This window comes from Piscibacillus salipiscarius JCM 13188 (genome assembly GCF_001311865.1).
Taxonomy (GTDB): Bacteria; Bacillota; Bacilli; order Bacillales; family Alkalibacillaceae; genus Piscibacillus; species Piscibacillus salipiscarius.
Window position 1 is genome coordinate 20,578 of record NZ_BBCD01000012.1, and the last position, 13,828, is coordinate 34,405.

The 13,828-nt window shown below is 37.1% G+C and carries 10 protein-coding genes and 3 pseudogenes; 2 read left to right on the plus strand and 11 right to left on the minus strand.

All coding sequences use genetic code 11. The features are described from left to right. Positions 1-44: 44 nt before the first annotated feature. Positions 45-1,108 (minus strand): annotated as a pseudogene (gene murG / locus JCM13188_RS21795) (undecaprenyldiphospho-muramoylpentapeptide beta-N-acetylglucosaminyltransferase). 93 nt (positions 1,109-1,201) lie between these two features. On the opposite strand from murG, the pseudogene JCM13188_RS09545 reads away from it, so the two are divergent. Then, positions 1,202-2,543, plus strand: a pseudogene (locus JCM13188_RS09545) (MATE family efflux transporter). 297 nt (positions 2,544-2,840) lie between these two features. On the opposite strand, the gene JCM13188_RS09550 reads toward JCM13188_RS09545, so the two are convergent. The 8 genes and pseudogenes from JCM13188_RS09550 to JCM13188_RS09585 all read right to left on the minus strand — a co-directional run bounded on the left by JCM13188_RS09550 (position 2,841) and on the right by JCM13188_RS09585 (position 12,392). Beyond that, positions 2,841-4,262, minus strand: a complete 1,422-nt coding sequence (locus JCM13188_RS09550; RefSeq protein WP_054753729.1) for an aldehyde dehydrogenase family protein — start codon at positions 4,260-4,262, stop codon at positions 2,841-2,843. A 101-nt stretch (positions 4,263-4,363) separates the two neighbouring features. Continuing rightward, positions 4,364-5,557 carry a NupC/NupG family nucleoside CNT transporter gene (locus tag JCM13188_RS09555; protein ID WP_279401678.1) on the minus strand — a complete coding sequence of 398 codons (1,194 nt, stop codon included), beginning with the start codon at positions 5,555-5,557 and terminating at the stop codon, positions 4,364-4,366. A gap of 560 nt (positions 5,558-6,117) precedes the next feature. Then, the gene (locus JCM13188_RS09560) at positions 6,118-6,336 is read right to left on the minus strand and encodes a hypothetical protein (protein WP_054753731.1); all 219 of its coding nucleotides are present in this window, start codon (positions 6,334-6,336) and stop codon (positions 6,118-6,120) included. Positions 6,337-6,430: 94 nt separating this feature from the next. Further along, positions 6,431-7,702 carry a 2-oxoglutarate dehydrogenase complex dihydrolipoyllysine-residue succinyltransferase gene (gene odhB, locus JCM13188_RS09565; RefSeq protein ID WP_054753733.1) on the minus strand — a complete coding sequence of 424 codons (1,272 nt, stop codon included), beginning with the start codon at positions 7,700-7,702 and terminating at the stop codon, positions 6,431-6,433. Beyond that, positions 7,680-10,492: pseudogene (locus tag JCM13188_RS09570) on the minus strand (2-oxoglutarate dehydrogenase E1 component). The gene odhB and the pseudogene JCM13188_RS09570 overlap by 23 nt, the downstream one beginning before the upstream one ends. 276 nt (positions 10,493-10,768) lie before the next feature. Further along, positions 10,769-11,284 carry a hypothetical protein gene (locus JCM13188_RS09575; RefSeq protein WP_054753735.1) on the minus strand — a complete coding sequence of 172 codons (516 nt, stop codon included), beginning with the start codon at positions 11,282-11,284 and terminating at the stop codon, positions 10,769-10,771. Between the two features lie 189 nt (positions 11,285-11,473). Next, entirely contained in the window at positions 11,474-11,887 is a 414-nt protein-coding gene (locus JCM13188_RS09580) for a hypothetical protein (protein WP_054753738.1), read from the minus strand. After that, positions 11,841-12,392 (minus strand): P-loop NTPase family protein, encoded by a 552-nt coding sequence (locus JCM13188_RS09585; RefSeq protein ID WP_054753740.1) that lies wholly within the window; start codon positions 12,390-12,392, stop codon positions 11,841-11,843. Before JCM13188_RS09585 ends, JCM13188_RS09580 begins: the two co-directional genes overlap by 47 nt. 144 nt (positions 12,393-12,536) lie before the next feature. Between JCM13188_RS09585 and JCM13188_RS18810 the strand changes: the two genes are divergently transcribed. Next, the gene (locus JCM13188_RS18810; RefSeq protein WP_279401683.1) at positions 12,537-12,680 is read left to right on the plus strand and encodes a hypothetical protein; all 144 of its coding nucleotides are present in this window, start codon (positions 12,537-12,539) and stop codon (positions 12,678-12,680) included. A gap of 94 nt (positions 12,681-12,774) precedes the next feature. Here the strand turns inward: JCM13188_RS18810 and trmL are convergent, their stop codons facing one another. Continuing rightward, complete coding sequence (gene trmL, locus JCM13188_RS09590; RefSeq protein ID WP_054753742.1) at positions 12,775-13,248, minus strand: tRNA (uridine(34)/cytosine(34)/5-carboxymethylaminomethyluridine(34)-2'-O)-methyltransferase TrmL; 474 nt, start codon at positions 13,246-13,248, stop codon at positions 12,775-12,777. A 49-nt stretch (positions 13,249-13,297) separates the two neighbouring features. After that, a complete protein-coding gene (locus JCM13188_RS09595; protein WP_054753743.1) occupies positions 13,298-13,741 on the minus strand; it encodes a methylated-DNA--[protein]-cysteine S-methyltransferase in 444 nt (147 codons plus the stop codon). Positions 13,742-13,828: the final 87 nt, after the last annotated feature.

The window sequence follows — 13,828 nt, forward strand, 5'->3', positions numbered from 1 at the left end:
AGCTCAAGTGGGAGCTCGCCCCCCACCCTGAGCTATTTATTATTTCATCGTATTTTTATTAGATTAACAACATCGCTTTTCACTTCTTTTGCTTGGTAACGGCTCATTGTTTGTTTGAAATGGTCGCGTTTCTCATAAAGTGTATTAATCTTTTGAATCAAGTGCTCTCTTGTTAAATCTTCCTCTTCAATAACTTCGGCATACCCTTGCTTCTTAAATGATTCAGCATTTAATATTTGGTCTCCTCTGCTTTGCTGCCTTGACAGCGGAATGAGGAGCATTGGAATATTGAGTGCTAAAAATTCAAAAATAGAGTTTGACCCTGCCCGCGAAACAATCACATCCGTAATAGAAAATAAATCTTTTAACTCATCAGAGATATATTCATACTGGACGTAACCTGGTTGGTTTATCGATTCATCGATCTTACCTTTTCCGCAAAGATGGATCACTTGGTACTCTTTTAAAAGTACTGGAAGCGCAAGTCTGACAGATTCATTAATTTTTGTGCCCCTGAACTACCTCCCATAATTAAAATAATTGGTTTTTTATCGTTTAACCCCGTGAAGTTATAAGCTCTCTGCGGATCTCCTTCAAACAGTTCTTCTCGTATAATCGCACCCATATGTTTTACTTTTTCCTTTGGCAGGTGATCGCCTGTCTCTGGAAAAGTCGTTAATATATGTGGGCTAAACTTCGTCGCTATTTTATTAGCTAAACCAGGAGTATAATCAGACTCATGGATAATTGATGGAATTCCAACCATCTTTGATGCCATAACGACTGGGACTGACACAAACCCACCTTTAGAGAAAACAATAGATGGATTAATTTGTTTAAGTAGCAACCTTGCCTGAAAAATACCTTTTAACACTAGAAAAGGATCTTTCATATTTTGTATTGAAATATACCTTCTTAATTTTCCAGTAGCAATTCCGTGATAAGTGACTCCTTCTAAATCACTAATTAAGTCTTTTTCAATTCCGTTATATGAACCGATGTAATGAACATCATACCCTTCTTGTAAAAACTCAGGGATTAAGGCCAAGTTCACAACGACATGACCTGCTGTTCCTCCACCAGTAAAGACGATTGATTTTTGACCCATGCACCGTCTTCCCTTCTATTCTTATCTATAAAAATCAAGTATAATGACATATTAGCAAATGTCGTTCGTTTTGAATAGGAGCGCGATCAATTTATGTATGAAACACAAACCATTTCACAAAAACTAAAACTGTTTATTAAAATACTCATCCCTATCCTTGTAACGCAAGTTGGACTTTACCTAATGAATTTTTTCGATACCATTATGGCAGGTAGGCTGGTGCCAATGATCTTGCAGGTGTCGCCATTGGATCGTCTATTTGGGTACCTATATTAACTGGGGTGACAGGTATACTGATGGCCATTCCACCAATCGTATCTCAATTATTGGGTGCACAAAAAGCGAGCAAATTACATATGTTATAAGACAAGGAGTTTACCTCTCGGTTGCTATTTCTGGGTTGATTTTTGTACTAGGTGCGTTAGTTTTAACACCTCTATTAAATAATTTATCATTGGATCCCGAAGTTCGTCATATCTCTAAGTATATTTAGTAAGTCTCGGTATTGGAATGGCGCCGCTATTTATTTTCAACTTACTTAGGTCGTTCATAGATGCACTTGGTCAGACGAAGACATCCATGATTATTATATTAATGGCATTGCCTTTAAATATACTTTTTAATTACATATTTATTTTGGTAAATTTGGTATACCTGCATTGGGTGGAATCGGTGCAGGGATTGCATCTACTGTCACTTATTTTATTTCAGCGGGCGTGGCTGTCTTTATTACTCAAAGAAAAACTCCATTTAGTGATTATCAAATTTTTCTGCCGTTGAAAAGCCATCATTAAACGCTTGGAAGGAACAACTTAAAATTGGCATACCGATCGGGATTACGATTTTCTTTGAAACAAGTATTTTTGCTGCGATTACTCTTCTAATGAGCGCCTATAATACTGAGACCATTGCTGCTCACCAAGCTGCAATTAACTTTGCGACTCTTTTTTATATGTTACCTTTAGCGATTGCTATGGCACTTACTATTGCAGTGGGATTTGAAGTTGGAGCGAGAAGACTACATGAAGCCGTCACTTATGCCAAAATCGGTATCAGTTCGGGGATTATCTTCTCAGCAATCAGCGGTGTGTTAATTTTCGTTTTCAGAGAACATGTTGCCATGCTTTATAGTAATGACCCAGTTGTCATGAGCCTCATGCAAACGTTCTTAATCTATGCGATCTTTTTCCAGTTATCCGACGGGATTGGCACACCCATTCAAGGGGCTCTACGTGGGTATAAAGATGTTAATACAGCCTCGGTCATAGCCCTTATTTCTTTTTGGATATTAGGTCTTCCATCAGGTTACTTAGTCGCAAACTTCACACCACTTGGACCATATGGTTATTGGATTGGTTTAATTACGGGATTAGGTTTTGGAGCGATTGCTTTGACGATCAGACTTGTATACGTTAGTAAAAACAGAGTTCGCTAGGTGCGAACTCTGTTTATGATGGCTAAAAAATTGCATGGCTACATGTAAAGGTACTTGTTCATGATACTTTCACGTGTCGTGATTTAGTATATAGATTAAACTTTTTCTATGAACGTAATTCTCTTTTCTATAAACGGTTTTCACTTTTCTATGAACGTAACTCTTCTCTCTATAAACGGTTATCGCCTTTCTATGAACGTAACTCTCGCATCTATTAACGGTACTTCACTCTTTATGAACGTAGGTACCGAAATTTCATTAAAAAACAAGCTGTGAATCATTCACAGCTTGTTATCCTTACTTCAAGTTCATAACGATCAATCGTTCTTCGGTCATCTCTTTAATACTGTACTTAGGTCCTTCTTTGCCCCAACCACTATCTTTCATACCACCATATGGCATGAGATCGACACGAAACTGAGTAGCATCGTTAATCATAATGCCACCAACCTCCATCTTACGTGCGGCTTTCATCGCCTTATTAATATTGTTAGTGAAAATGCCGCCTTGTAAGCCATAGTTAGATTGGTTTACCTCTTTTAGACAATCATCTAAATCACTGTATGTGATAAGTGAAAGAATTGGAGCAAACACTTCGTCACACACAACTTTCATCTCTTGAGTGACATTCGTTAACACAGTTGGCTCTAAGAAATTATCTTTTCGATTACCTCCAACTAAAACAGTTGCACCCTGTTCTTTTGCCTCCTGAACCCATTTTTCTGCACGTTCAGCTTCCTCTACAGAAATCATCGGGCCTAAGTCCGTATCGTCATTAAACGGATCACCTATATTGAGGTTATTAATGGCAGTTAATAACTCGCTTTCGAATTCATCTTTGACTTTTTCATCAACATAGACGCGCTGAACTGATATACATACTTGTCCTGCATAGGCATAGCTTTTCGCAGCAATGACTTGTGCAGCTTCTTTAACGTTTGTATCATAATCTACAATTACGGGTGAGTTATTTCCGAGTTCCATAACCAGTTTCTTCATTCCAGTGTTCTGTTTAATATTAAGACCAACTTCAGCGCTTCCTGTGAACGTGAACAACTGAATTCGTTCATCTTGTGTTAACCATTTACCAATTTCCGAGCCTTTCCCCGTAACCACATTTAATACACCAGCAGGAAGACCAGCTTCCTCAAACAATTTTGCTAAAATTAATGCTGTAGTAGGCGTGGCGCTTGCAGGCTTAAGCACGACCGTGTTTCCTGCTGCGAGTGCTGGTCCAATTTTGTGCATGACTAGATTTAAAGGAAAATTAAATGGACTAATTGCAGCAACGACTCCGACTGGTACACGAATGGTAAAGGCCATTCGGTTTTCACTACCTGGCGCACCTTCTATTGGAACACCTTCACCAGCTAATCGTTTCGCTTCTTCAGCAGATAAAAGGGTTGTCTCAACCGCACGATCGACTTCAGAACGAGCCTGTTTTATCGGCTTTCCTGCTTCATGAGTAATGTTTTTAGCAATTTCCTCTTTATGATCTTTAAGTAATTGAGCGACTTTCATTAAAATTTCATAACGTTCGTAAGGTGTCGTTAAATCATTTTGAAATGCCTGTTCTGCTGAATCGACGGCAGCAGTCACATCTTTTTCTTCAGCTTTTGATACTTTTGCATAGACTTCTTGATTTGTTTTATCTAATACATCAATCTTTTCATCTTTTTCTTGCCATTTTCCATCAGTAAGTAAACCAAATGTTTGCATCGTTAACACCCTTTCATTTGTGTCTAATATTCATATTTCACAAAACATATGGGTGTAAACATAAAAAAGCTTGGACCATCAAGATCCAAGCTTTACTTACATTAGATAAATAGTCCTGCAATTGTAGCAGACAAGATTGATGCTAAAGTCGCACCAATTAATAATTTCATCCCGAAACGAGAAACAACTTTACCTTTTTCACTACTAATACCAGCAACAGTACCTGCGATAATACCAATTGATGAGAAGTTAGCAAAGCTTGTTAAGAATACTGAGATGACACCAATAGATTTTTCAGACATGCCATCCATTGCAGCTTGTAATTCTAACATAGCAACGAATTCATTGGTAATAACTTTAAGACCCATGATACCACCAGCTTGAGCGATTTCACCAGCTGGTACACCCATTAAGAACGCAATTGGTGCTAAAATCCAACCTAAGATTTCTTGAAGTGTTAATCCACCTGCGATTGCACCTAATACAAAGTTAACTAGTTCTAATGAAGCTAAGAACGCAATTAACATAGTAGCAACGATTAGGGCGATTTTACCACCATCTAAGGCACCATTAGCCATTGCCTCGAATACACTTTTAGATTCTGATACATCTTTGATATCGACTGCATCATCTTCATCCTCAACACTTACAGGTGCAATAATAGAAGCTAAGATTAATGCACTGAACATGTTAAGTGGAATTGCCACTAAGACGTATTGCTCAGGTAACATTTGTAGGTAAGCACCAACGATTGAAGCTGATACTGATCCCATAGCAGAAGCGCTTACAATGTATAATCTGTTTTCAGTTACACGATGGAACTGAGATTTAATTGCAAGTAGTGCTTCAGATTGTCCGAAGAACATACTGTTAACCGCATTGAATGACTCAATTTTCGGTAAACCTGTAATTTTCGAAATAACCCCGCCTAAAAATTGAATTAACCAAGGCAAAATTCTTAAATAAGTTAAAACGGATAAAATAGTAGCAAAGAATACAATAATTAATAGTACGTCAAAGAAGAATACACTTGCCTCAGACTCAATTGAAATTCCACCTAAGACGAAGTCGACACCAACCTTACCAAACTCAATCAGTTTATTGAAAACATCTGATATGGTCGTAATAATCATTTTACCGATTGGTGTATTAAACATAAACCAAGTAATTAATAGCTGAGCGATCAGCATGAAAGCGATTCCTTTAAATGGTATGCTCTTTTTATCATTTGACATGAACCATGCAATCGCTAACACAATTGCTATCGCTGCTATTGCAAAGATAATATCTAATATTATACCCACGATCTTGTCCTCCCTTTAAGTCTAAAGAATCATATCACAATTTTAGATTGTAGCAACTTTTCTTAAACTTAACAACACTTTAATCTTATAAAAATATTGGTAAATAAAAGTTCGATAATTGCGAATAGTTCGATTTCAAGGGTTTTAGCTATATTTATCTTAACCTAATGATCTTCTTTTATAATTATTCGTTTATATGTAGATCCTTTTTGAGATAGTAGTTTAACGATTTGTTCTGTTTTGGTTTGGTCATTAGGAGAATTATCTCCGTCTGTTAAATGTAAGATTTCGGCCTTTATTTTAGTTTCTTTTATTTGCTTTAAAGGTGTATAAAAAAGACGTTCCTCCTATAAATTTCGGAAGAGGAATTTCACTTTTATTATAATCGAAAATGCTTTGATCATGGAATAAGATGATGTCATAATTCCAGTTTTTAAGATAATAGCGAATGGTTTCTGTATGGGGATTCATTGAATAGGAGGTATCAACTAGTAAAAGTTTTACAGCAAGATGGTTAGTAAGTTTAATCCTATTGAAGTTAATACTTTCTTCTAAATTTTTTGATAGGCTAAGTGAGTTAATAGTGTTCTTTTTATATTTATTTTTTGTGTATGAATATAATTTGATGGTTTGTGCTGTAATAATAATCTTTTAAGTTGTTCATCGCTAATTGGTATACGGCTTTTCGTCTTTGCTTGTTTTTGAACTTTTTGAGTTATAATCGGCGGCCTCTTATGAAAAAAAGTTGGTGGCTGTTGTTCATAATGCATTATATACGCTCCTTAACTTTTTTAAAATTTATATGATTAGAAACCGCTAATTATAAATAAAGCCCGCTCTTAAAACAGAACGGGCTTCAATTATTTAACCTTCTAGTAATAGATCATAAGGATCTTCAATCATTTGTTTTACTCGATCAAGGAATTGTACGGCTTCACGGCCATCAATGATTCTGTGGTCGTAAGACATCGCGATGTACATCATAGGACGAACCTCGATTGAATCATCTGGCATTACTTTAGGGCGTTTTTCGATCTTGTGCATTCCTAAAATACCTACTTGAGGAGTGTTTAGGATTGGTGTTGATAATAATGAACCGAAAATACCACCGTTAGTAATGGTGAATGATCCGCCTTGTAAATCTTTTAATCCTAATTTACCATCACGAGCTTTCTTCGCAAGTTCACCAATTTCGCTTTCAATTCCTGCAAAGCTTAGACGATCTGCATCACGAACAACTGGTACAACTAGACCTTCTTCAGTTGATACCGCAACTCCGATGTCGTAGAATTGCTTCTTAACAACTTCATCGCCTTGAATTTCCGCATTGACTAATGGGAATTCTTTAAGTGCTCCAACTACAGCTTTAGTGAAGAATGACATGAAACCAAGTTTAACACCATGTTTTTCTTGGAATGCTTCTTTACGCTCAGAACGAACTTTCATCATATTTGTCATGTCTACTTCGTTAAATGTAGTTAGCATAGCAGCTGTATGCTGCGCTTCAACTAGACGTTTCGCAATGGTTTGACGACGACGTGACATTTTCTCACGTACAACCGGCTTATCAAACTCTGTTTTCTCAGCAGATTTTTCTTCTTTCTTAGAAGATTTCTTACCTGAGTCAGCTTTAGCACTCGCAGCAGCTTCAACATCTTCTTTAGAGATGCGTCCTACTGGATCTTTAGGTTTGATTTCGCTTAAATCAATACCTAATTCACGAGCCCTTTTACGTGTCGCAGGCGATGCTACTGGTTGATCAGCTTGATTATCACTTTCGCCTTCTTCATCAGTTTGAGGCGACTCTTCTTTAGCTTCAGATTTTTCTTCTTTCTTCGGCTCTTCTTTCTTCTCTTCTTTGTCGCTAGAATCATCGGAGTCATCTGATCCTGATGCTTCACCGTTTTCATCTACTTTAGCAATGACATCGCCTACTTCTACATCATCACCTTCTTCAACTAAAACCTCTGCGATCACACCAGAGAAGTCTGAGTTTACTTCAACATTAACTTTGTCTGTTTCTAATTCTACAACTGGGTCACCTTTTTCAACTTTATCGCCTTTTGAGACAAGCCATTCAGCAACCGTACCTTCTGTAATCGATTCGGCTAATTCAGGAACTACAATTTCCTTCACTTTCATTTCCTCCTTTAATCGAGCGTTAATGCTTCATTAATAATTCGATTTTGTTCTGACTTATGAATGTTCGGACTACCAACAGCTGGTGAAGAACGATAAGGGCGTCCAACATATTCAAGCTTCTGTTTAACCTTTTTGATGGACTGAATTCTTTCTTTAACAAAATCCCAACTACCCATATTCTTAGGTTCTTCTTGTACCCAAACAATCTCTTCTACATTTTTATATTTTTTCAATATCTTTTGTAGCTCTTTATCAGGGAAAGGATAAATTTGTTCTAAACGAACAATGTGAATCTCTTCATTAGGATCTCGATCCTCTAACTCTTCTTCAATATCAACCATGATTTTTCCGCTACCTATAACAAGTCGTTTGACGTTATCTGGCTTTTCTCCAATTCCTTCTTGTTCAAGAATGCTTAAGAATTTGCCATTTGATAATTTTTCAGCTTCAACGGCTACTCGTTGGTTACGAATTAGACTCTTCGGTGTCATAAGTACAAGCGGACGAGCAGCTTCTGTTCCTACAATCGCAGCTTGACGACGTAATAAATGGAAGTACTGAGCTGAAGTTGTCACATTAGCAACTGTCCAGTTATTTTCAGCTGATAACTGTAAGAAACGCTCTAGGCGTGCACTTGAGTGCTCTGGGCCTTGACCTTCATAACCATGAGGCAATAGCATAACCATACTTGCAATTTGGCCCCATTTTGCACGGCCAGCTGCAATGAACTGATCAAAAATGACTTGAGCCGCATTCGCAAAGTCACCATACTGTGCTTCCCAAAGTACTAAAGTATCATCTGACTGAACACTGTAGCCATATTCAAACCCAAGAACACCAGCTTCAGATAACGGACTGTTGTAAATGCTGAATGATGAATTAGCATCTTCCAGACCATGGAAAGGGCTGTATTTTTCTTGAGTATTGACATCATTTAATACGGCATGACGATGCGCAAACGTACCACGTTCAGAATCCTGGCCTGTCATACGAATTGGCGTTCCGTCTTTTAAAATTGAAGCAAATGCTAAGGCTTCACCTAAAGCCCAATCAATTTTCTCGCCATCATCGAATGCTTTTTCACGGCGCTTAAGGATTTTTTCAAGTTTCTTAAACCCTTCAAATCCTTCTGGACGTTTAACATATCTTGATTAAGCTTCTTCAATGCATCTAGTTCAACGGCTGTTTCAATTTGATCCAATCCATTTACAACTTCATCAGGTAAATCAGGAACTGAAGGATCTTTAAATTCGCTTTCCTTCATGTTGTCGTAAATTTCACGAAGCTGTTTCTTTACGTCTTCTTTATATGTTTTAGACTCTTCTTCAGATAATACTTTTTCTTCAACAAGACGATTAGCATAAACTTCATATGCAGTTGGATGATTATCGATATCTTGATAAAGCTGAGGCTGCGTACCTCTTGGTTCATCCATTTCATTGTGCCCATAACGTCTATAACCAACTAAATCAATTAATACATCTTTTTTGAATTGTTTACGGTACTGATATGAAAATTCAACTGCAGTTAAACATGCAATTGGGTCATCTGCATTGACATGAATAACAGGAATTTCAAATCCTTTTGCTAAATCACTTGCATACTTAGTTGAGCGTCCATCTTGGTGGTTAGTTGTGAAACCTACTAAGTTATTCGCAATTAGATGGATGGATCCACCCGTTTCATATCCTCGTAATTGGGATAGGTTTAACGTCTCCGCAACAACACCTTCACCGATGAATGCTGCATCTCCGTGAATTTGAATGTTAAATGCTTTATTAACATCATTCTTTGCATAGCCACTCTCATCACGCTGATCTTGTACCGCACGTGTATACCCACCTACAACGGGATTAACAAACTCTAGGTGAGATGGGTTGTGTGCTAGTGTAATCCTTGTTTTACTTTCATCGCCTTCAACATACTCACGGTTTGCACCAAAGTGATATTTTACATCACCTGTCCAACCATAGTTAATACCTGTTGAACCTTCTGATGGTACTAAAGTTTTATCCGGTGCATGAGCAAACTCAGAGAAAATCATTTCATAAGGTTTACCTAATACATGAGCTAATACATTTAAGCGACCACGGTGAGCCATTCCCATCATAATATGATCTACATCATCTTTATGAGCATTCATCACCATACGATCTAGCATCGGCACCATGACATCTAAACCTTCTATAGAGAAACGCTTCTGGGCCACGAACGTCTTAGCTAAGAACTGTTCAAAGCCTTCAACATCGCCTAAACGCTTTAAAATCTGTTTCTTTTGTTCATTATCTACAGAAACATCAAAAGCGCCAGTTTCTACTTTCGTGTAGAGCCACTCGCGTTCATCATCGTCAGGAATATGATTAAATTCGTATGAAATCGTTCCTGAATATTTCTTTTTAGATGCTGCACAAAATCCCAAGCATTTCTAACGTTGCTTGGTACTTTTGGTGTTAATAGTTTAGCATCAAGTTGTTTAAGGTCACCTTCAGTTAAATCATATTTTTTAGGATCAACTAAAGCTGAATACCTATCATCCTGCTTTCCAACTGGAAAAATATCCGCTTCTAGATGTCCGTGTCTACGGATTGCCTCAACTAATTTCATCGCGGATGTTAGCTTTTGTAAATCAGCTGTTGATGTCGCTGACTGACTAGTTGATGATTCACCAGTTGATTGAGACACCCAAGTAGGTGCTCCGTGTTCGTCAAACATATGACGCAGTGTTTCATCAACTGCATCAGGGTCATCTAGGTATAGATCATACTGCTCTTCTACATAGCCCATATTCGGACCATGAAAAGCATCCCAAACATTGTCATTAGACCCTTTGATTGCCACTGTTTACTACCCCCATCAGTTTTCGAATAAGTAATTATTTCTACTTGTTTTATTAGCAGTTTTTTAAGTTATCTCTATCGAATTGTTTACCCTTTCTAGAGTATTCACAAACAATTATAAAATCATAACTTAAAAACATCATAATCATCACAATTAGTATATATGAAAATTTACCAATAGAAAAGGTAAACACAACAAAAATTGTCGGATTAACGCATATAATTAAAAATAGCTTCTTACTCCTTCAGACAAGAGGTTTAATAACTGGTCTTGCTGAGTTTGGTCAATATAGTGCCCTTGACGCTTCAAAGCAGGCAGAATAGTTACCTTAAACCACTCTTCCAGTTGAGCTTTTTTACTTAAAATATATGAATCAATAATCACCTCTTTAGCATCTGAGGGGAGCTCCTCTAACGTGATTCTAGTTAAATCCACATTTAAATATTCTAAAGAAGATTTCAGTTCGGTTTGGTTGCTATCATCCATTCCTAGTGCATTATGTATTTGCTTTTGGTCATGTTGTATAAAGTGATGGATGGCTTCTGAATCTGTTCTTTCTATTATGGATCTAAGTAGCTTCAGCCATTCAAAATCATAGTACTTATAAGCTATTTGAATGTTATACATCACTCCATCTTTTAATTCATGGGGTAAGCGATAATCCTCTTGAATAATCCTTTTCAATTCATCTAGTAAATCATGAGCACCGATTTGTTTCAAGTTTTTTTGCACAAACAATAGACAAAACCTGAAACGCATAGCGTGGATCAAGTCCTATCATAGATGATTCAAACTGTTTCTGCTTATTAAAATGTTCTAGTGTTTCAATCTTCGTAAGTCCTTTAAGGGGCTTTTTCATTCTGGTGAATATAAGAGCAGCAGCCAAGGCTTCTAAGGCCTGATACCCCAAACGTTTGCAGTCTTGCTTTAATATTTTTGTTTGTAAATATTAACCTCATGATTAATAGATAGCGTGTAGCCAACTTTTATAAACACCATTCGATTTAAAACAGGAGATGGTTCATCTGTTGTGACTCGTAGTAGATCGGGTTCATTTGTATGTCCAACCACAACCTCATCAGCTGACAACATCGATTGTCTAGATATTTTATACTGATTTTCTTCTGCTAGTGATAAAAAAGGGTATAGTAATTTGGGTTCTGCCTTGAATATTTCCTGTAATTCTAATAGGCCTCTGTTAGCAGCTTGAAACTCACCATCATATCTATATGCTCTAGGGTCGGATGGTGATCCATATTTAGTTATATTCGCGTAATCAATGGATCCAATTAAATCAGAGGTATCTTGCGTATAAGGGTCTGCTGGGAAAAAACGTCCCAATTCCTTTCCGCCCTGATTTAGATATGTAGAATCGTTCAACGGGTACTGCTTTCCAATCCTTCCATTCGTCATTAAGACGCATTAAGTTATAAGGAGATAGCGTTCCACAAACCGTCATTGGTAACTGTTCTCTCACGTCATCTGGTAAGGCTAATAGAGGGTCTTCTTGCATTGGACACCCGCTTATTTGATATATAGCGCCTTCTTCAGTTTGCGTATATGTTTCTAATGCTCTTTTTAAAAAACGAACGATGCTTGATTTTCCGCTTCCGGGTGGTCCGACTAAAATAAGCATACGTTTTTGAATATCATATCCTAAACTTGCCGGGCGCAAGTACTGCTCATTAATTTGATTGATCAGCTCTTCGTTAACATCATTGGGAATGTGATTGCTCTGAATGGCATACTGAACAGCATGGTATAATAACTCATGAGCTCTTTTAGGCCTAAAAGTTCCTTTTAAAATAAGATGAACATACTCTTCTAAAGACAAGTTGTATTCCATCAATGAACACCTCCTGTCTTATATGTATTCAATTAATATTCGAGTTTGAGCTAATTTTAATTTGAACAGATTTTGACAATAGTTCACAATCAGAAATTTTTTGGTTATAATAAAATTAATGATGTTGAATAGAGGTGGATCTTCATGAAACTAGCAGTTATTTTAGGAGTTTGTATTACATTTATTGTATCGATCTTCACAGCTGGTTACGATGCAAAACCAGGACAACCTAAAAATAATATTAAAAAGGAGCTTGGCGGCGAGTCCAAGCTCCTTTTTCTTTTATAATACACATTTAAAGATAATTGCTAACTTCCTAACAACATTTTTCGGTCACCTTACCAATAATTAATAAAAAAGGCTACTCCAATAGGAATAACCTTTAATCTAACTTCGGAAAACCTTGCTGTCTTAATGCCTCATATACAATAATGGCTGCTGTATTAGATAAATTTAATGATCTAACTTGATCTGTCATATGAACTCTAAGGCATCGATCTTCTAAACCTTCGAGTAATGACGTTGGAATCCCGTCTGTTTCGCGTCCAAATACAAAGAATATATCTTCTTCTGGATTACTATAGTCATAGTCTGTGTAGTATTTAGTTCCAAAGTTTTCGATATAGTAAAAGCTAGCCTTCGGGTACTTTTCATATAATTCATCTAAAGAATCGTAATATAAAATATTCACATCATGCCAGTAATCTAAGCCTGCTCGGCGCAACATTTTATCTTCTGTTGAAAAGCCTAAAGGACGAATTAGATGTAATGTTGAACCAGTTGCTAACACGGTTCTTGCAATGTTCCCTGTATTAGCTGGAATCTCTGGTTGATATAAAACGACATGTATTCCCATGATGACACCTCTTTAATTCGTTAATAACCGAGATGTATTATAGCATATTTTAACTCGTTTGGTGTAACCAATGTTCGGATGCTGTTTCGTGATGTAGTAGAAAGCGCTTATGATCAAGCCCACTTGCATAACCTGTTAACGATCCATCACTGCCTATAACTCTGTGGCATGGAATCGCAATTGAAATTGGATTCTTATTGATCGCTCCACCAACAGCACGTAATGCTTTTATATTCCCAATAGATTTTGCGATATCCTTATATGTCCACTGCTCGCCATAGGGAATCTCTTCTAACGTCTTCCATACTTGTTTTTGAAACTCAGTTCCTAATAAAGTTGTCTCAAATGAAAATTGATTTAGGTTCCCATTAAAATAACGAAGAAATTCATCTATTGCCTGACTGTATGCACCATCTACAAATTCCGGTTCTGCAATGTCGTGCTTTTGACGCCACTTCTCGATCCATTCATCTCGGGCATTTAACTCACCCATTTTCACAAATAAATGGACTCTCCGTCGCCTCCAATAATAATATTGCCAACTGGTGAATCAAACGTCGTCATTTTTAAAGGTTTCATC

Excerpts from the sequence above, each read along its gene's own strand:
- JCM13188_RS09550 (WP_054753729.1), bottom strand. The coding sequence starts at position 4,262 with ATGCAAACATTTGGTTTACTTACTGATGGAAAATGGCAAGAAAAAGAT.
- JCM13188_RS09560 (WP_054753731.1), bottom strand. The coding sequence starts at position 6,336 with ATGCATTATGAACAACAGCCACCAACTTTTTTTCATAAGAGGCCGCCG.
- JCM13188_RS09585 (WP_054753740.1), bottom strand. The coding sequence starts at position 12,392 with ATGGAATACAACTTGTCTTTAGAAGAGTATGTTCATCTTATTTTAAAA.
- JCM13188_RS18810 (WP_279401683.1), top strand. The coding sequence starts at position 12,537 with ATGAAACTAGCAGTTATTTTAGGAGTTTGTATTACATTTATTGTATCG.
- trmL (WP_054753742.1), bottom strand. The coding sequence starts at position 13,248 with ATGGGAATACATGTCGTTTTATATCAACCAGAGATTCCAGCTAATACA.
- JCM13188_RS09595 (WP_054753743.1), bottom strand. The coding sequence starts at position 13,741 with ATGGGTGAGTTAAATGCCCGAGATGAATGGATCGAGAAGTGGCGTCAA.